Below are 17,612 nucleotides of genomic sequence, written 5' to 3' on the forward strand. Positions count from 1 at the left end.
GGCGGCGGGGCGACGGGCGGTGCCGGCTGCGCCGACCACGCCGCGGCCTGCGGCGGGACCGCCATCGGGATGTTCATCGATTCGGTTCGGGGCGGGCGCCCGGCCATGCCCTGGTGGCGCCCGACGTCGAAGGTCAGCAGCGGTCCGTCGGGGTTTCCGATGTTCAGGGTCTGCCCGTCGTGGATCTCGACCACCGGCACGCGCCGGCCGTTGACGAAAGTTCCGTTGAGCGAACCGTTGTCGATGGCCAGCCACTTGCCCTGATCGAAACGCAGCAGCAGGTGGGCACGCGAAATCAACGGGTGGGTGATACGCATGTCCGCTCGCAGATCGCGCCCGACTACTACATCGTGGCCCGCTGCGAAGGTGCGTTCCGATCCTTCGTGATGGACGGTTAGCGCTGGCGGGGCTGGTGCTGACATCGCCACAACTGTAGCTTGCAGCCCTGTGGTTTAGCTCTGAGCGTCACCGGGCCGCGTCGGGCGCGCCAGTCACCACGCAGTGCGTTCGGGTGTAGATCGTCGGCATGCACTGATTGCAGTGCGTGCACGCCGAATGCACCTGGTGCTGGGCGCCATCAGCGGCGATCCGGTTGATCAGATCCGGCTCGGCCAGCAGCGCGCGGGCCATCGCGACGAACTCGAAGCCCTCCGCCATCGCCAGGTCCATCGTCTCCCGGTTGGTGATGCCGCCGAGCAGGATCAGCGGCATCTTCAACTCGTTGCGGAACAGCTTGGCGTCGCGCAACAGATAGGCCTCGCGGTAGGGGTACTCGCGCAAGAACTTCTTGCCCGTCATGCGCATGCCCCAGCTCAGCGGCGGCTTGAACGCCGCGGCGAACTCCTTGAGCGGCGCGTCGCCGCGGAACAGGTACATCGGGTTGACCAGCGAGCTGCCCGCGGTGAGTTCGATCGCGTCCAGCCCGCCGTCCTCCTCCAGCCACTTGGCGGTGATCAGCGATTCGTCCGTGCTGATGCCGCCGCGCACCCCGTCGGCCATGTTCAGCTTGGCCGTCACCGCGATGGGCGTGCCCTCCTTTTCCACCGCCTGCCGGACGGCCATCACCATGCCGCGGGCGACCTTGGCCCGGTTCTGCAGAGATCCGCCGAACTCGTCGTCGCGGCGGTTGATCAGTGGGGACAGGAACGAACTCGCCAAGTAGTTGTGGCCCAAATGGATTTCGACGGCGTCGAAGCCGGCCTCGATGGCCAGCCGGGCGGCGTTGGCGTGCCCGGCGATCACCTCGTCGATGTCCTCGCGGGCCGCTTTCTTGGCGAACCGCATCCCGATCGGGTTGAAGAACCGGACCGGCGCCAGCGCCTTCGCCTTGTTGGACTTGGCGTTGGCCACCGGGCCGGCATGGCCGATCTGCGCGCTGACCGCGGCGCCCTCGGCGTGGATCGCGTCGGTGAGCCTGCGGAACCCGGGCACCGCCTCGGGTCGCATCCAGATTCCGTTGCCCTCGGTGCGTCCGCCGGGGGAGACGGCGCAGTAGGCGACGGTCGTCATGCCGACCCCGCCCGCGGCAGGCAGCCGGTGGTATTCGATGAGGTCGTCGGTCACCAGCGCCTCGGGCGTGCGCGCCTCGAAGGTGGCGGACTTGATGGTGCGGTTACGCAGCGTTATCGGACCGAGCTTCGCGGGGCTGAACACGTCCGGAGGGGTAGACATACCGGGAGCCTAATGGCGATCGCAAGCGCGGCGAAGCCGGGCGTGGCGGGTCGCCATCATGATATCTGCCAGACTGTCAGCGTGGGAGCAATCACGCTGGACGGCAAGGCCACCCGCGACGAGATCTTCGTCGACCTCAAACAGCGGGTGACCGCGTTGACCGCAGCGGGCCGCACTCCAGGGCTGGGCACCATCCTGGTGGGCGACGACCCCGGCTCGCAGGCATACGTGCGCGGTAAGCACGCCGATTGCGCCAAGGTCGGCATCACCTCGATCCGCCGCGACCTGCCCGCCGACATCAGCACCGCCACGCTCAACGAGACCATCGACGAGCTCAACGCCAATCCCGACTGCACCGGTTACATCGTGCAGTTGCCGCTGCCCAAGCAGCTGGACGAGAACGCGGCGCTGGAGCGGGTGGACCCGGACAAGGACGCCGACGGGCTGCACCCGACCAACCTGGGCCGGCTGGTGCTGATGGACCCGGCCCCGCTGCCGTGCACGCCGCGCGGCATCGTGCATCTGCTGCGGCGCTACGACGTCGAGATCGCCGGGGCGCACGTGGTCGTCATCGGCCGCGGCGTCACCGTCGGTCGCCCGTTGGGGCTACTGCTGACCCGACGCTCCGAGAACGCCACAGTGACGTTGTGCCACACCGGAACTCGTGATCTGCCGGCGCTGACCAGACAGGCGGACATCATCGTCGCCGGCGTGGGAGTGCCGCATCTACTGACCGCCGACATGGTGCGCGCCGGTGCCGCGGTCATCGACGTCGGCGTCAGCCGGGTCGACGGCAAGCTCGCCGGCGACGTGCACCCGGACGTGTGGGAGGTGGCCGGCCACGTGTCGCCGAACCCCGGCGGCGTGGGACCGCTGACCCGAGCGTTCCTGCTGACCAACGTCGTCGAGCTGGCCGAGCGGCAATGACCCCCCGCACCGTGCTGCGGGCCCAATGGCCAATTGTGTTGGTGGGCCTGATCTTTGCGGCGGCGCTGGCCTTGGTCGGGGCCAACTTCTGGCGTCGCGGTTCGCTGTTGATCGGCATCGGCGTCGGCGTGGCGGCGCTGCTGCGGCTGGTGTTGTCCGAGGACCGGGCCGGCCTTCTGGTGGTGCGCGCCAAGGGAATCGACTTCATGACCACCGCGACGGTCGGGGCGGCGATGTTCTACATCGCATGGACAATCGACCCGCTGGGCACCCGCTAGTACCTCGGCAGCGCCGGAACCTGGCCGGGCATCCCTGGCATGCCCGGGATCTGTCCCGCCATGCCCGGCATCTGCCCGGCCAGCCCCGGAACCTGCCCGGCTATTCCCGGCGGCATGGCACCGGACAGGTTGCCGTTGGCGATGTTCGCCATCTCCTCGGGGCAGTAGGTCTGGATCGCGATCGTGGTGAACATGCGCGCCATCGTGGGTGACATGCCCCGGCCGGCGACGCTGGACGCGACGGCGGCGAAATTGCCACCCGGCTGCGACAGCATCGGGCACACCGACTCGCCGACCGACATCGCGTTGCCGGGTTCGCCGAAATCAATGCCGGCGTGGTTGAGCGCGTCGATGAAGTCGTCGCCATTCCCATTCGCTCCGGCCGGCGCCGCGAACGCCGAGGCGACGGTCAGCAGGCCGGCGGCGGCGGCAAGCAGGCGAATGGTGAAGGGCTGATGACGCAAAACCCAGATCCATTGATGAGTTCGTGCAAATGCCTTCACGCCAGTTTCCCCGTCCGCCATGGAGTGCGTCTGAGGCACTCGGATCACGCCTACGAACTCTGATCTATGACTGTCACGTTTGCGACACGGTGGGGTAAAGGTTCGCACAATAAGCGTTTCGTGAGGTCACGGTCGGCGTGGCGTCGGTTATTACGCGGCCGAATTGCGCAAGGCCGGGCGGCGGATCGACGCCACACTGTGATGTAACACGGGCGGCGGCACCGGAATTCTGGGCGCGGAATGAACCAGAATCCGCCCCATGACGACTAATCGCAGCCGTCCGCCCAGCCATGTGATCTCGCGTCAGGCGTTTCTTCGCGGCGCCGTCACGTTCGCGACGGGAGCGGTGTTCGGCACCGGCTCGGCGGCCGCGGACCCGGCCGCCGGGTGGAGCGGCCTGGCCTCGTCGATCGGCGGCAGCGTGCTGTTGCCGGCCAACGGCACCCAATTCTCCACCGGCAAACAGGTTTTCAACTCGTTCTACAACAACTCCAATCCCGCCGCGGTGGTGCGGGTTTCGTCGCAGGCCGATGTGCAGAAGGCGGTCGCGTTCGCGAAGGCCAACAACCTCAAGATCGCCCCGCGCGGCGGCGGGCATTCGTATGTCGGGGCGTCCGGCGCCAACGGCACCATGGTGCTCGATCTGCGCGGCCTTCCCGGCGGGACGAACTTCGACGGCAACAACGTCACGGTGACCCCGGCGACGAATCTGTATGCGGTACACCAGGCCCTGGCCGGCGCGGGCCGCGCCGTTCCCACCGGCACCTGTCCGACCGTCGGCATGGCGGGGCTGGCGTTGGGCGGCGGGGTGGGGGCCGACGCCCGGCGCGCCGGGCTCACCTGCGACGCGTTGCAGTCCGCGACCGTGGTGCTGCCCAGCGGCGACGTGGTGACCGCGTCGGCCAACGACAACCCGGATCTGTTCTGGGCGTTGCGCGGTGGCGGCGGCGGCAACTTCGGGGTGACCACCTCGATGACGTTCGCGACCTTCGCCACCGCGGACAGCGACCTGGTGCGGCTCGACTTTCCGCCGTCGTCGGCGGTGCAGGTGCTCACCGGCTGGCAGTCCTGGCTGGCGGGTGCCGACCGGAACACGTGGGGGATGGTCGACCTGTCGGTCGGTTCGGCACAGGCGAATTGCCATGTGCTGGCGACGGCTCCGTCCGGCACCGGCTCCGCTGTGGTGGACGCCCTCAAGTCGGCGGTGGGGCTGGCGCCCAGCGCGGTGACCAACAAGACGCTCAGCCACATGGACCTGGTCACCTATCTGGCCGGTGGCAGCGGGACCAGCCCGGCGCGCGGCTTCGTGGCCGGGTGCGACGTGATCGGGCCGATGACTTCGGCTGCGGCCCATGCCATTGCGACCGCGGCCGGGCAGTGGCCGGCCTCCGGCGCGGGACACGCCTCGGTCCTGATCGATCCGCTCGGTGGCGCGGTGGCCGACGTGGCTCCGGGCGATACCGCGTTCCCGTGGCGCAATCAGTCCGCGGTGGTGCAGTGGTATGTCGAGCCCGCCGGCAACCAGGTCGGCGCCGCGACCACCTGGGTGGGCGGCGCACACCAGGCGGTGCAACAGTTCTCGGTCGGCGGCTACGTCAACTACCTGGAGCCCAATCCCACGCCGGCCCGCTATTACGGCTCGAACCTGCCGCGGCTGACCACCGTCCGGCAGAAGTACGATCCCAATCGGATGATGTTCTCGGGACTGGATTTCTAGCGAAACCTCTTGCACCACTTCTGTTTCAACTGTTACATCGGGCGCCTTTTTGTCGGTGGGTGCGGCTAGTTTGGCGGTGTGAGTCCAGGTAGTCAGCAGGATGTCGACGCGGTGTTCGACGCGCTTGATGCCGCCTGGGATCGAGCCTGCGCGCTGAACTTCGACGCGCTTGACCCGCAGCAGCAGCTGGCGGTGTTGCGGCGTTGCGAACAGCAGCGCCGGCGCATCCCGGCCGTCGAGCATCCGCTGATCAATTCCCTTGCCCGCCAGGCCCCCTCCCTAGAGCTCGGCGGCACAGCGGTCCATGCGATCGCCGAGGCAACTCTGATCAGCCGCGGCGAGGCATCCCGGCGCATCAAAGAGGCGCGGGATCTGGGCCCGCGGCACGGCCTGACCGGCGAACCGCTCCCACCCGCCCTGACCGCCACCGCGGCCGCCCAACGCGACGGCACGCTGGGGGCCGGTCAGGTCACGGTGATCCGCAAGTTCTACCACCAGCTGCCCGGCTGGGTGGACGCGGCCACCCGCGAGCAGGCCGAGGCCCGGTTGGCCAAGGAGGGCAGCCGGTTTCGTCCCGAACAACTGGCCGCGCTGGCCAACGCACTCGCCGACTGCCTCAACCCCGACGGCACCTTCACCGACGAGGACCGGGCGCGTCAGCGCGGCCTGACGCTGGGTAACCAGCAAGCCGACGGCATGTCGGCGCTGCGCGGCTGGCTGACGCCCGAAGCGCGCGCCACGCTGGAAGCCGTGTTGGCGAAACTCGCGGCGCCGGGCATGTGCAACCCCCTCGATGACTCCCCATGCGTGGCCGGCGCGCCCACCCAGGAAGCCATCGAGGGTGACCCGCGATCCCCGGCCCAGCGCAACCACGACGGACTGCTGGCCGCCCTGCGCGCGCTGCTGGCCTCCGGAGACCTGGGGCAGCACAACGGCTTACCGGCCTGCATCGTCATCACCACGACACTGCAGGACATTGAAGCGGCGGCCGGGCGTGGGTTGACCGGTGGCGGCACCATCCTGCCGATGAGCGACGTGATCCGCCTGGCCCGCCACGCCCATCACTATCTGGCCATCTTCGACAAGGGCAAGGCCCTGGCGCTCTATCACACCAAGCGACTCGCCTCGCCGGGACAGCGAATCATGTTGTACGCCAAGGACCGCGGTTGTAGCACCCCGGGCTGTACCGTGCCCGGCTACTACTGCGAAGTCCACCACGTCACCGACTACAGCAAGTGCCATACCACCGACGTCAACAACCTCACCTTCGCCTGCGGCCCCCATCACCGCCTGTTGCGACCCGGCGGCTGGACCACCCGAAAAAACGCGCGCGGAGACACCGAATGGCAACCACCGCCTCACCTCGAACGCGACCGACCCCGCACCAACACCTTCCACCACCCGGAGAAGCTGCTGGGTGAGGACGACGATGATGAGTGGTAACCGGCCCGGCGTACTGAACCAGGGCAATTAGACATCTGAGAAGTCGGGCACGGTGATCGCGCCGTCTTCGGCTAGCGCGAACCCTGGGTTGTGGGCGACCTCCCACGCGTGACCATCGAGATCGCGGAACGCGCCCGCATACCCGCCATAGAACGTCTCGGCGGCAGCGCGTGTAATGGTCGCTCCGGAATCTTCTGCCATGGCGAGGATCTCGTCCACTTCGGCGCGCGAGCGCACGTTGTGAGCCAACGCGAGGCCGCCGAAGCCGTCATCACCTTGGTCCGTTATGCCGAGATCGGCCGAAAGCTTCTCGCGTGCCCACAGACTCACCGCGAGACCGCCCGCTTGGAAGAAGACCGTTTCCTGCACCCGTTGACCGCGCCAGCCAAGGCATTCATAGAAATGATGGGCGCGATCCAGGTCGGCAACGCCCAGGGTGATCAAACTCAGTCGTTGCTCCATGCTCAGCCGGCCAGCGTTGCCCGCGTGCACATGGTGACGTAGGGCAGCGCCAGGCCCGTCGAATTCGCCAGCGCCGGATGGGTGGCCAGCAATTGGCGCACCTGGTCCAGCGTCTGGGTGCGGACCTCGGTCGGCGAAGTGATGCAGTAGCTGCGCGACGCGACCAGGTCGATCAACGCCTGCGGCGTAAGGTAACTCGTCCACTCGACCCGATGATGCGCCAGGTCGGCGAACGGCTCGGGCAGCATCACCTGGGTGCGGCCGTCGCCGTCGCTGCCGATGATCTGGCCCAGTTCGCGCACCCAGCCGAGCCGCTCGTCGCGGGTGTTCCACACCAGGCCCAGCCGGCCGCCGGGCCGCAGCACCCGGGCCACCTCCGGAATCGCGCGCTCCGGATCCACCCAATGCCAGGCCTGTGCCACCAGCACCACGTCAACGCTGTTGTCCTCCAACGGAATCTCTTCCGCGGTGCCCAGCAGCGCCCTGGTCTCCGGCAGCGAGGTGCGCAACACCTCCAGCATGTCCTGAATCGGGTCGACGGCCACCACGTCCAGGCCGCGTTCCACCAGCCGGGTGGTCAGCTTGCCGGTGCCGGCGCCCAGGTCGAGCACCTGGCGCGCCCCGACCGGCAACAGCCAGTCGATCGCCTCCGGGGGATAGGAAGGACGCCCACGCTCATAAGCCGCGGCCGCCGAGCCGAACGAGAGGGAGCGGTCGTGCCGCGAGCGGGTCATGCGTTACGACGCGCCTTCCCTGGCGGCCGAGTCGGCCAACACCAGTGTCTTACGGATCATTTCGCCGACGGCGTCGGATTCCACCAGGAAGCCGTCGTGCCCGCACGGGGAGTCCACGACCTGCAGGTCGGTGCAGCCGGGCAGCTGCTCGGCCAACTCCTGCTGCAGGCGCAGCGGGTAGAGCCGGTCGGAGGTGATGCCGCCGACCACCACCGGAACCGGGCAGTTACGCAACGCTTTACGCACCCCGCCGCGGGCCCGGCCGACGTCGTGACTGTTCAGCGCCTCGGTCAGGGCCACGTAGCTGCCCGCGTCGAAACGCTCCAGCAGCTTGTTGCCCTGGTACTCGAGATAGCTCTGCACCGCGTAGCGGCCGCCGTTGTTCGGATCCTCGTCGTTCTGCGCGTCGTTGCCGAACCGGGTGTCCAGCTCGGCCTCACCGCGATAGGTCAGGTGCGCGAAGCGGCGGGCGATCGTCAGACCGGTGTCGGGCGCCAGGCCGGTGTCGTGGTAGTCGCCGCCCTGCCAGTTCGGGTCGGCCTTGATCGCCGCGATCTGCGTGGACTGCGTGCCGATCTGGTCGGCGGTGGCGCGCGCGCCGACCGCCAGCAGCAGCCCGGCCCTGACCCGGTCCGGGTGACCGACGATCCACTCCAAAGCCCTTGCGCCGCCCATGGATCCACCGACCACCGCGGCGACTCGTTCGATCCCCAGCGCGGCGAGCGCGGCGACGTCGGCCTCGACCTGGTCGCGGATCGTGATGCGGGGGAACCTTGAGCCCCAAGGCTTTCCGTCCCGGGTCCGCGAGCTCGGCCCGGTGGAGCCGCGGCAACCGCCCAGCACGTTGGTGGCCAGCGCGCACCAGCGGTTGGTGTCGATCGGCGCGCCCGGCCCGACCATCCCGTCCCACCAGCCGCCGGTGGGGTGTCCGGGCCCGGCGGGTCCGGTGATGTGCGAGTCGCCGGTCAGCGCGTGCAGCACCACCACCACGTTGTCGCGCGTCGGCGACAACTCGCCCCAGCGCTGGATGGCGATGTGCACGTCGTCGATGACCGCGCCGCTCTCGGTGGTCAGCGAGCCGATGTGGACGAAGCCGATTTCGCCTTCGTCGGGCAGCGTCTGGGTCGGAACGTCGGAGATCGTCATCGCCGGGCCCCTTAGAACGCCGCCACGGCCTGCGGATCGGTGCCGGACGCCCCCGCCGTCGCACCGAATTTGCTCGCCGCCGCGAAGCCGAGCTCGAGGTCGGCCAGGATGTCGTCGATGCCCTCGATGCCGACGGCCAGGCGCACCAGCCCGGGGCTGACCCCGGTGCTCAGCTGCTCCTGCGCGGAGAGCTGCGCGTGCGTCGTGGACGCCGGGTGGATCACCAGGGAGCGCACGTCGCCGATGTTGGCGACGTGGCTGTGCAGCTTCAGCGCGTTCACGAACGCCTTGCCGGCCTCGACGCCGCCGGCCAGCTCGAAGGCCAGCACCGCGCCGGTTCCCTTGGGCGCCAGCTTCTTAGCCCGCTCATGCCAGGGCGAGCCGGGCAGGCCCGCGTAGTTGACCGACAGCACGCCGTCGTGGCCGGCCAGGTACTCGGCCACGCGCTGCGCGTTGGCGACGTGGCGCTCCATGCGCAGGCTCAGCGTCTCGATGCCCTGGGCGACCAGGAACGCGTTGAACGGGGAAGCGGCCGAACCGAGGTCGCGCAGCAACTGCACGCGCGCCTTGAGCGCGTAGGCGGGCGGACCGAGCTCGGCGAACACCACTCCGTGGTAGCTCGGGTCGGGGGTGGTGAAGCCCGGGAAGCGGCCCTGCGTCCAGTCGAACGTGCCGCCGTCGACGATGACCCCGGCGATCGCCGAGCCGTGCCCGCCGAGGTACTTGGTGGCCGAGTGCACGACGATGTCGGCGCCGTGCGAAAGCGGCTGGATCAGGTACGGCGTGGCGATGGTGTTGTCGACGATCAGCGGGATGCCGTTGGCGTGCGCGACCCCGGCGACCCCGGGGATGTCCAGCACATCGATCTGCGGGTTGGAGATGGTCTCGCCGAAGAAGGCCTTGGTGTTCGGCCGCACCGCCGACTGCCACGAATCCAGGTCGTCGGGGTCCTCCACGAAGGTGACCTCGATGCCGAGCTTGGCCAGCGAGTAGTGGAACAGGTTGTACGTCCCGCCGTAGAGCCGCGGGCTCGAGACGATGTGATCTCCGGCACAAGCCAGATTCAATATGGCGAAAGTCTCAGCGGCCTGTCCGGAGCTCAGAAACAGCGCCGCCACCCCGCCCTCGAGCGCGGCGACGCGCTGCTCGACGACGTCGGTGGTCGGGTTGCCGATCCGGGTGTAGATGTTGCCCGGCACTTCCAGCCCGAACAGGGCGGCGGCGTGAGTGGTGTCGTCGAAGGTGTACGACGTGGTCTGGTAGATCGGCAGGGCCCGGGCGTTGGTGGCCGGGTCCGGGTGCTGGCCGGCGTGCACCTGCTTGGTGTCGAACGACCAGTTCGCGGTCGGATCGGTGTCGTGATCGGCGTTGTCGGAGGTCACGGGGTGGCTTTCTGCTCGTAGGGGATCTGCTGGCGGACGGGCGGGACGCCGGAAGGCGGCGTCAACCGGCGCCGTGGGTTAGCAGCGACACACGATGAGGAGCGAATGAGCGAAGCGAGCGCACATCACGTTTCCCTGTCTACTCAGGGGCCCGTCACGGCGGACCCGCGCTTGCCGGATAGCCGGTTGTCTGGCTACTCAACCTGGTCATCACCCGGGGCACCCCACCGCGGTTGGAGGGTTGCCGGCCAGCAAGCCGGGGCTTGATGCTGGCGCTCATGACCAATACGAAGACTATCTTACTGTGCCGAGTCGGTGCCAACCCTTCGTGGTGCATGTGCAGGTCGACACCTGTCCAAACACCCTTGATAACGTGGCAGTCAGAACGCTGAGCCCCCAAAATTTCAACCCATCATTGCCGCCGGGAGAGGGATCGTGAGCGCCGAACAGCCGACCGTCATCTACACACTGACCGACGAAGCGCCGCTGCTGGCGACTTACGCGTTCCTGCCGATCGTGCGCGCCTTCGCCGAACCGGCGGGCATCGAGATCAAGACCAGCGACATCTCCGTGGCGGCCCGCATCCTGGCCGAGTTCCCCGAGCACCTGACCGAAGAGCAGCGGGTGCCCGACAATCTGGCGGAGCTGGGGCGGCTGACGAAGCTGGCCGACACCAACATCATCAAGCTGCCGAACATCAGCGCCTCGGTGCCCCAGCTGATCGCCGCGATCAAGGAATTGCAGGGCAAGGGATTCAAGGTCCCGGACTTCCCGCACAGCCCGAAGACCGACGAGGACCGCGAGATCCGCGACCGCTACGCCAAGTGCCTGGGCAGCGCGGTCAATCCGGTGCTGCGGCAAGGCAACTCGGACCGACGCGCGCCCAAGGCCGTCAAGGAGTACGCGCGCAAGCATCCGCACAGCATGGGCAAGTGGTCGCAGGCGTCGCGCACCCACGTCGCGACCATGCGGCACGGCGACTTCTACCACGGCGAGAAGTCGATGACGCTGGACCGCGCGTGCAACGTGAAGATGGAGCTGGAGACCAAGGGCGGCAAGACGATTGTGCTCAAGCCCATGGTGTCGCTGCGCAAGGGCGACGTCATCGATTCGATGTTCATGAGCAAGAAGGCCCTCATCGAGTTCTACGAGGAGCAGATGCAGGACGCCTACGAGACGGGTGTGATGTTCTCGTTGCACGTCAAGGCGACGATGATGAAGGTGTCGCACCCCATCGTCTTCGGCCACGCCGTGAAGATCTTCTACAAGGACGCGTTCGCCAAGCACGGCGCGCTGTTCGACGAACTCGGCGTCGACGTCAACAACGGATTGTCCGATCTGTACGACAAGATCGAATCGCTGCCCGCGTCGCAGCATGACGAGATCATCCGCGACCTGCACGCATGCCACGAGCACCGGCCCGAGCTGGCCATGGTGGATTCGGCCAAGGGCATCACCAACTTTCACTCGCCCAGCGACGTGATCGTGGACGCGTCCATGCCGGCGATGATCCGCGCGGGCGGCAAGATGTGGGGCGCCGACGGGCGGCAGAAGGACACCAAGGCCGTCAACCCCGAGTCCACCTTCTCCCGGATCTACCAGGAGATCATCAACTTCTGTAAGACCCATGGGCAGTTCGATCCGACCACGATGGGCACCGTTCCCAACGTCGGGCTGATGGCGCAGCAGGCCGAGGAGTACGGCTCGCACGACAAGACGTTCGAGATCTCCGAGGACGGCGTCGCCAACATCGTCGACCTCGACACCGGGGAAGTGCTGCTGACCCAGAACGTCGAAGAGGGCGACATCTGGCGGATGCCGATCGTGCGCGACGAGCCGATCCGCGACTGGGTCAAGCTGGCCGTCACCCGGGCCCGGAATTCGGGTATGCCGGTGGTGTTTTGGCTGGATCAGGAGCGCCCGCACGAGAACGAGCTGCGCAAGAAGGTCAACACCTACTTGGCCGAGCACGACACCGAGGGCCTCGACATTCAAACGATGTCGCAGGAACGGGCCATGCGGCACACGATCGAGCGCGCCATGCGCGGGCAGGACACCATCGCCGCGACCGGAAACATCCTGCGCGACTACCTCACCGACTTGTTCCCGATCCTGGAGCTGGGCACCAGTGCCAAGATGCTGTCCATCGTGCCGCTGATGGCCGGCGGCGGTATGTACGAAACCGGGGCGGGCGGTTCGGCGCCCAAGCACGTCCACCAGCTGGTCGAGGAGAACCACCTGCGCTGGGATTCCCTGGGTGAATTCCTCGCTCTGGGAGCGTGTTTCGAGGACATCGGCATCAAGACCGACAACGAGCGCGCCAAGGTCCTGGGCAAGACGCTGGACGCCGCGATCGGCAAGCTGCTGGAGAACAACAAGAGCCCGTCGCGCAAGACCGGTGAACTCGACAACCGGGGCAGCCAGTTCTACCTGGCGCTGTACTGGGCGCAGGAACTCGCGAAATCCGACGACGACGAGTTGCGCAAGCACTTCGCCGCGCTGGCCGAATCGCTGGCCGAACACGAGGAAGTCATCGTGTCCGAACTGGCCGCGGCGCAGGGCGAGACGGTCGACATCGGTGGCTACTACCAGCCGGACACCGAGAAGACCACCGCGATCATGCGGCCCAGCAAGACATTCAACGAGGCGCTAGCGGCTTCGACAGGCTAGAGCCGCAAGTAGGAAGCCGGACTCGACATGGCAGGCGACGCCAAGATCAAGGTCAAGGGCCGCGTTGTAGAGCTCGACGGTGACGAAATGACCCGCGTCATCTGGAAGTTCATCAAGGACATGCTGATCCTGCCGTACCTCGATATCGATCTGGACTACCACGATCTGGGCATCGAGCACCGCGACCGCACCGACGACCAGGTGACGATTGACGCGGCCTACGCGATCAAGAAGCACGGCGTGGGCGTCAAGTGCGCGACCATCACCCCCGACGAGGCGCGCGTCCAGGAATTCAACCTCAAGAGGATGTGGCCGTCGCCGAATGGGACGATCCGGAACATCTTGGGCGGCACCATCTTTCGCGAGCCAATCGTGATCTCCAACGTGCCGCGCCTGGTTCCGGGCTGGACCAAGCCGATCGTCATCGGCCGCCACGCGTTCGGCGACCAGTACCGGGCGACGAACTTCGCGGTCGACAAGCCCGGAACCGTCGCCATCACTTTCACCCCCTCCGACGGCAGCGAGCCGATGGTGCACGAGATGGTGTCCATCCCCGAGGACGGCGGTGTGGTGATGGGGATGTACAACTTCAAGGACTCCGTTCGCGACTTCGCCCGCGCGTCGTTCAAGTACGGCCTGAACGCCAAATGGCCGGTGTATCTGTCCACCAAGAACACCATCCTCAAGGCCTACGACGGCATGTTCAAAGACGAGTTCCAGCGCGTCTACGACGAGGAGTTCAAGGAGGAGTTCGAGGCCGAGGGCCTGACCTACGAGCACCGGTTGATCGACGACATGGTCGCCGCCTGCCTCAAGTGGGAGGGCGGCTACGTGTGGGCGTGCAAGAACTACGACGGCGACGTGCAGTCCGACGCCATCGCCCAGGGCTACGGCTCGCTGGGGCTGATGACCTCGGTGCTGATGACCGCCGACGGCAAAACGGTCGAGGCCGAGGCCGCCCACGGCACCGTCACCCGGCACTTCCGCCAGTATCAGGCCGGCAAGCCGACCTCGACCAACCCGATCGCCTCGATCTTCGCCTGGACGCGCGGGCTGGCGCACCGCGGCAAGCTGGACGACACCCCCGAGGTGATCGAGTTCGCGCAGACCCTGGAGAACGTGGTGGTCGCCACCGCCGAGAGCGGCAAGATGACCAAGGACCTGGCCATCCTGATCGGCCCGGACCAGGAGTGGCAGCAGAGCGAGGAATTCCTCAACTCGATCGCCGAGAACCTGGAAAAACGGCTGGCTAGCTAGCCGGTGGCTGTTGCCGGTGGGTCCCGCCGGCACACTCGTCGATGAAGTCGGCGATGGTCGCGGTGACCCGGTCGGGCGCCTCGAACATCGGCACGTGCCCGACGCCGTCGAGCTTGGTGATCTTCGTCCCCGGCGGCAGGTAGTCGGTGAAGTGCCGGCTGAACCTGCTCGCGGGCACCACCCGGTCCTTCTCGCACAGCACCAGCTGGACGGGCACCGCGGTGTCGGCCAACTGCAGCAGGCCGGGATCCAGCAGCGACTTCACCAGCAGCTGGAAGTAGGCCGGGCAGTGCGCGGCGTCGTCCACGACACCGCGCAGCTGCTCCTCGCTGATCCCGTCGGGCGTCGCGGTCAGCGGCAGGGTGGCCAGCCGACGGCTCAGCGGCAGCCGCAGGGTGCGCTGGCCGAGCAGCCGGGCCAGCGCCAGGACCGGCATGCCCGCGATGAACTTGCTGATGACCTCGAATTTCACGGGGCTCCACCGCGTCCATCCGCCCGCGGCGCCGATGCCGGTCACGCTGCGGGCGCGCCCGCGCCGCTCCAGCTCGAATGCGACCCAGCCGCCCAGCGAGTTGCCCACCAGGTGGGCGGTCTCCCAGCCGAGCTGGTCGAGCTGGCGCTCGAGGTGGTCGGCCAGCACCGACGAGCTCAGCAGCCAGGTGCCCGCGTAGGGCCCGCCGTTGTGCCCGGCCATGGTGGGGGCGAACACCTCGAAGCGGCCGGTGTCGGCCAGCCGCGGGGCGACCGGATCCCACACAGTCTGCGACATGAGGAATCCGTGCAGCATCAGGACCGGCTCTCCGGAACCGAGGTGGATCGGCGAACGGGCCGAAGGCGACGCCGAGTGAGCGGGGCTCACGAGGAAGGAGCCGAGCAGACGAGCTTGCGCATAACCCGACATTAAATGCGGTACCGCCGGTACCGCAACCGGCGGGGTTGCGCGGGCGCCGGTCGGTGCGGCCGCGGCGGCCGCGCGTGAAAAGATCGGTGCATCATGAGCACCGCTACCGGATCCAGCCGGATTTTCTCCGGCGTGCAACCCACCTCCGATTCGCTTCACCTGGGTAACGCGCTGGGCGCGGTCACGCATTGGGTCGCGCTGCAGGACGATCATGACGCGTTCTTCTGCGTCGTCGACCTGCACGCCATCACCATCGCCCAGGATCCCGAGGCGCTGCGCCGGCGCACCCTGATCACGGCCGCCCAGTACCTGGCACTGGGCATCGACCCTGCCCGCAGCACCGTGTTCGTGCAGAGCCACGTGCCCGCCCACACCCAGCTGGCCTGGGTGCTGGGCTGCTTCACCGGCTTCGGGCAGGCCTCGCGGATGACGCAGTTCAAGGACAAGTCGCTGCGCCAGGGCGCCGACTCCACCACCGTGGGGTTGTTCACCTACCCGGTGCTGCAGGCGGCCGACGTGCTGGCCTACGACACCGATCTGGTGCCGGTGGGTGAGGACCAGCGCCAGCATCTCGAGTTGGCCCGCGACATCGCCGAGCGGTTCAACAGCCGCTTCCCGGAGACGTTCGTGGTGCCGGACATGCTCATCCCGAAGGCCACCGCGAAGATCTACGACCTGCAGGATCCGACGTCGAAGATGAGCAAGTCGGCGGCCACCGATGCCGGGTTGATCAACCTGCTCGACGAACCGGCGGTGTCCGCCAAGAAGATTCGCTCCGCGGTCACCGACAGCGAGCGCGAGATCCGCTTCGACACCGAGGCCAAGCCGGGCGTGTCCAACCTGCTGAGCATCCAGTCCGCGGTCACCGGGGTCGGGATCGATGAGCTCGTGGAGGGCTATGCCGGAAGGGGTTACGGCGATTTGAAGAAGGACACCGGCGAGGCGGTCGTCGAATTCGTCGCCCCGATCAAGGCCCGGGTCGACGAACTGACCGCCGATTTCGCCGAATTGGAGGCCGTGCTCGCGGCCGGCGCGGAAAAGGCCAACGATGTGGCCGGGAAAACGGTCCAGCGGGTTTACGATCGGCTTGGGTTTCTTCCACAACGGAGCTAGTACCGCTACTCATTTGGAGTCGTGCGATGAGTGAGCCGGCCACGCCGGGCTTTTTCGATCGGCTGCGCGCCCGGTACGGGTGGATCGATCACGTCATCCGCGCCTACCGGCGTTTCGACGAGCGCAACGGCGGGTTCTTTGCGGCCGGCCTCACCTACTACACGATCTTCGCGTTGTTCCCTTTGCTGATGGTCGGTTTCGCGGTCTTCGGGTTCGTGCTGGCCCGCCGGCCCTCGTTGTTGGGCACCATCGACGACCGCATCCGCTCCCAGGTGACCGGGACGCTGGGTAATCAGCTGCAGGAGTTGATGAACTCGGCCATCGACGCCCGCACGTCGGTCGGCGTCATCGGTCTGGCCACCGCGGTGTGGGCGGGTCTGGGCTGGATATCGCACCTGCGCCAGGCGCTGACCGAGATGTGGTGGGACACCCACATCGAGTCGCCGGGCTTCGTGCACAACAAGTTCTCCGACCTGCTGGCGATGCTGGGGACGTTCGCGGTGATCGTGGTCACCGTCGCGCTGACCACCGTCGGCCATGCCGCGCCCATGCGCGCGCTGCTGAAATGGCTTGGCATACCTCAGTTTGTGGTGCTCGACTGGCTCTTCTGGCTGTTCTCGATCCTGATCGCGACGCTGGTGTCGTGGCTGCTGTTCACGTGGATGATCGCCCGCCTGCCGCGCGAAAAGGTCAGCCTGGTCGATTCGATGCGGGCCGGGCTGATCGCGGCGATCGGTTTCGAGGTGTTCAAACAGGTTGCCTCCGTCTATCTGCGGACGGTGCTGCGCAGCCCGGCGGGGGCGGCCTTCGGCCCGGTGCTGGGGTTGATGGTGTTCGCTTACATCACCGCGTATCTCGTGCTGTTCTGCACCGCCTGGGCGGCGACGGCCTCCAACGACCCGCGCAGTCAACCCGTCGCGCCTCCGGCCCCGGCGGTCATCGCGCCGCGGATTCAGATGGACGAGGGCCTCAACACCCGCCAGACCCTGACCGCGATGGCATTGGGAGCCGTTGGGGCACTGGCGCTTTCCCGGATCACCCGCCTCACCCGCCGCGATCGCTAGCCGGCCAGCTTCAGGCCGGCGACGCAGGCCACGATCCCGCCGATCAGCACCAGCTTGAGCAACGACGCCGATTCGTCGCCGACCAGCATCGCGTACCCCACCGTGAGCGCCGCCCCGACGCCGACCCAGACCGCATAGCTGGTACCGACCGGCAGGGTGCGCATGGCGATCCCCAATCCGGTCATCGAAAGCGCCACCGCGACAAGGAAGACCAGCGACGGCCCGGGCCGGGAGAAGCCGTCGGATCTGTTCAGGGCGGTCGCCCACACCGCCTCCAGGATCCCCGACGCGATCAAGACGAGCCAGGCCATCACGCACCTCCACGGCGCCGTCTTGTCGCTGGC

At 67.5% G+C, this 17,612-nt stretch carries 17 protein-coding genes and 1 riboswitch; of the genes, 8 read left to right on the forward strand and 9 right to left on the reverse strand.

The genetic code is table 11. From position 1 onward, the window contains the following. Both A5760_RS05990 and A5760_RS05995 read right to left on the reverse strand, forming a co-directional pair. Positions 1-422 (reverse strand): FHA domain-containing protein (locus A5760_RS05990; RefSeq protein WP_419538225.1); only part of this gene is annotated, 422 nt, incomplete at its 3' end. 43 nt (positions 423-465) lie between these two features. Beyond that, a complete protein-coding gene (locus tag A5760_RS05995) occupies positions 466-1,671 on the reverse strand; it encodes an NADH:flavin oxidoreductase (protein ID WP_064878643.1) in 1,206 nt (401 codons plus the stop codon). An 81-nt stretch (positions 1,672-1,752) separates the two neighbouring features. On the opposite strand from A5760_RS05995, the gene A5760_RS06000 reads away from it, so the two are divergent. Together A5760_RS06000 and A5760_RS06005 are read left to right on the forward strand one after the other, a co-directional pair. Then, complete coding sequence (locus tag A5760_RS06000; RefSeq protein WP_064878701.1) at positions 1,753-2,598, forward strand: bifunctional methylenetetrahydrofolate dehydrogenase/methenyltetrahydrofolate cyclohydrolase; 846 nt, start codon at positions 1,753-1,755, stop codon at positions 2,596-2,598. Next, entirely contained in the window at positions 2,595-2,876 is a 282-nt protein-coding gene (locus A5760_RS06005) for a DUF3017 domain-containing protein (protein WP_064878645.1), read from the forward strand. The genes A5760_RS06000 and A5760_RS06005 overlap by 4 nt, the downstream gene beginning before the upstream one ends. On the opposite strand, the gene A5760_RS06010 is transcribed toward A5760_RS06005, so the two are convergent. Beyond that, positions 2,873-3,379: a DUF732 domain-containing protein gene (locus tag A5760_RS06010; RefSeq protein ID WP_082279369.1), complete on the reverse strand. Its 507-nt coding sequence runs from the start codon at positions 3,377-3,379 to the stop codon at positions 2,873-2,875. The two genes, A5760_RS06005 and A5760_RS06010, sit on opposite strands and share 4 nt — an antisense overlap. Positions 3,380-3,638: 259 nt before the next feature. Here A5760_RS06010 and A5760_RS06015 point away from each other — a divergent pair, with 259 nt between their 5' ends. Together A5760_RS06015 and A5760_RS06020 are read left to right on the forward strand one after the other, a co-directional pair. Beyond that, on the forward strand, positions 3,639-5,096 hold the full coding sequence (locus tag A5760_RS06015; protein ID WP_064878649.1) for an FAD-dependent oxidoreductase: 1,458 nt from the start codon (positions 3,639-3,641) through the stop codon (positions 5,094-5,096). 78 nt (positions 5,097-5,174) lie between these two features. Next, the gene (locus A5760_RS06020) at positions 5,175-6,539 is read left to right on the forward strand and encodes an HNH endonuclease signature motif containing protein (RefSeq protein ID WP_064878651.1); all 1,365 of its coding nucleotides are present in this window, start codon (positions 5,175-5,177) and stop codon (positions 6,537-6,539) included. A 27-nt stretch (positions 6,540-6,566) separates the two neighbouring features. Here the strand turns inward: A5760_RS06020 and A5760_RS06025 are convergent, their stop codons facing one another. The 4 genes from A5760_RS06025 to A5760_RS06040 are packed head-to-tail and all read right to left on the reverse strand — an operon-like array spanning position 6,567 to position 10,263. After that, a complete protein-coding gene (locus A5760_RS06025; RefSeq protein ID WP_064878703.1) occupies positions 6,567-7,001 on the reverse strand; it encodes a VOC family protein in 435 nt (144 codons plus the stop codon). A 2-nt stretch (positions 7,002-7,003) separates the two neighbouring features. Beyond that, positions 7,004-7,735, reverse strand: coding sequence for a class I SAM-dependent methyltransferase (locus tag A5760_RS06030; protein ID WP_064878653.1), 732 nt, complete (start codon positions 7,733-7,735; stop codon positions 7,004-7,006). A 3-nt stretch (positions 7,736-7,738) separates the two neighbouring features. Then, the gene (metX, locus tag A5760_RS06035) at positions 7,739-8,881 is read right to left on the reverse strand and encodes a homoserine O-acetyltransferase MetX (RefSeq protein WP_064878655.1); all 1,143 of its coding nucleotides are present in this window, start codon (positions 8,879-8,881) and stop codon (positions 7,739-7,741) included. A gap of 11 nt (positions 8,882-8,892) precedes the next feature. Then, positions 8,893-10,263 carry a bifunctional o-acetylhomoserine/o-acetylserine sulfhydrylase gene (locus A5760_RS06040; protein WP_064878657.1) on the reverse strand — a complete coding sequence of 457 codons (1,371 nt, stop codon included), beginning with the start codon at positions 10,261-10,263 and terminating at the stop codon, positions 8,893-8,895. Positions 10,264-10,425: 162 nt separating this feature from the next. Then, positions 10,426-10,547: riboswitch (SAM riboswitch) on the reverse strand. A gap of 151 nt (positions 10,548-10,698) precedes the next feature. Here A5760_RS06040 and A5760_RS06045 point away from each other — a divergent pair. Further along, positions 10,699-12,933 carry an NADP-dependent isocitrate dehydrogenase gene (locus A5760_RS06045; protein WP_064878659.1) on the forward strand — a complete coding sequence of 745 codons (2,235 nt, stop codon included), beginning with the start codon at positions 10,699-10,701 and terminating at the stop codon, positions 12,931-12,933. Between the two features lie 27 nt (positions 12,934-12,960). After that, positions 12,961-14,190, forward strand: coding sequence for an NADP-dependent isocitrate dehydrogenase (locus A5760_RS06050; protein ID WP_064878661.1), 1,230 nt, complete (start codon positions 12,961-12,963; stop codon positions 14,188-14,190). On the opposite strand, the gene A5760_RS06055 is transcribed toward A5760_RS06050, so the two are convergent. Then, positions 14,183-14,980 (reverse strand): alpha/beta fold hydrolase, encoded by a 798-nt coding sequence (locus A5760_RS06055; RefSeq protein WP_064878705.1) that lies wholly within the window; start codon positions 14,978-14,980, stop codon positions 14,183-14,185. The genes A5760_RS06050 and A5760_RS06055 overlap by 8 nt on opposite strands. A 204-nt stretch (positions 14,981-15,184) precedes the next feature. Between A5760_RS06055 and trpS the strand changes: the two genes are divergently transcribed. Both trpS and yhjD read left to right on the forward strand, forming a co-directional pair. Beyond that, the gene (gene trpS, locus A5760_RS06060) at positions 15,185-16,204 is read left to right on the forward strand and encodes a tryptophan--tRNA ligase (RefSeq protein ID WP_064878663.1); all 1,020 of its coding nucleotides are present in this window, start codon (positions 15,185-15,187) and stop codon (positions 16,202-16,204) included. A 26-nt stretch (positions 16,205-16,230) separates the two neighbouring features. After that, entirely contained in the window at positions 16,231-17,268 is a 1,038-nt protein-coding gene (gene yhjD, locus A5760_RS06065) for an inner membrane protein YhjD (protein ID WP_064878665.1), read from the forward strand. Here yhjD and A5760_RS06070 read toward each other — a convergent pair. After that, positions 17,265-17,579 carry a DMT family transporter gene (locus A5760_RS06070; RefSeq protein ID WP_064878667.1) on the reverse strand — a complete coding sequence of 105 codons (315 nt, stop codon included), beginning with the start codon at positions 17,577-17,579 and terminating at the stop codon, positions 17,265-17,267. The genes yhjD and A5760_RS06070 overlap by 4 nt on opposite strands. Positions 17,580-17,612: the final 33 nt, after the last annotated feature.

This window comes from Mycobacterium colombiense, assembly GCF_001665835.1.
Taxonomy (GTDB): domain Bacteria; phylum Actinomycetota; class Actinomycetes; order Mycobacteriales; family Mycobacteriaceae; genus Mycobacterium; species Mycobacterium colombiense_A.

What these genes read in the sequence shown, in the direction of transcription:
- metX (WP_064878655.1), bottom strand. Translation starts at nt 8,881, where the DNA reads ATGACGATCTCCGACGTTCCGACCCAGACGCTGCCCGACGAAGGCGAA.
- A5760_RS06005 (WP_064878645.1), top strand. Translation starts at nt 2,595, where the DNA reads ATGACCCCCCGCACCGTGCTGCGGGCCCAATGGCCAATTGTGTTGGTG.
- A5760_RS06015 (WP_064878649.1), top strand. Translation starts at nt 3,639, where the DNA reads ATGACGACTAATCGCAGCCGTCCGCCCAGCCATGTGATCTCGCGTCAG.
- A5760_RS06070 (WP_064878667.1), bottom strand. Translation starts at nt 17,579, where the DNA reads ATGGCCTGGCTCGTCTTGATCGCGTCGGGGATCCTGGAGGCGGTGTGG.
- yhjD (WP_064878665.1), top strand. Translation starts at nt 16,231, where the DNA reads ATGAGTGAGCCGGCCACGCCGGGCTTTTTCGATCGGCTGCGCGCCCGG.
- A5760_RS06030 (WP_064878653.1), bottom strand. Translation starts at nt 7,735, where the DNA reads ATGACCCGCTCGCGGCACGACCGCTCCCTCTCGTTCGGCTCGGCGGCC.
- A5760_RS06050 (WP_064878661.1), top strand. Translation starts at nt 12,961, where the DNA reads ATGGCAGGCGACGCCAAGATCAAGGTCAAGGGCCGCGTTGTAGAGCTC.
- A5760_RS05995 (WP_064878643.1), bottom strand. Translation starts at nt 1,671, where the DNA reads ATGTCTACCCCTCCGGACGTGTTCAGCCCCGCGAAGCTCGGTCCGATA.
- A5760_RS06025 (WP_064878703.1), bottom strand. Translation starts at nt 7,001, where the DNA reads ATGGAGCAACGACTGAGTTTGATCACCCTGGGCGTTGCCGACCTGGAT.
- trpS (WP_064878663.1), top strand. Translation starts at nt 15,185, where the DNA reads ATGAGCACCGCTACCGGATCCAGCCGGATTTTCTCCGGCGTGCAACCC.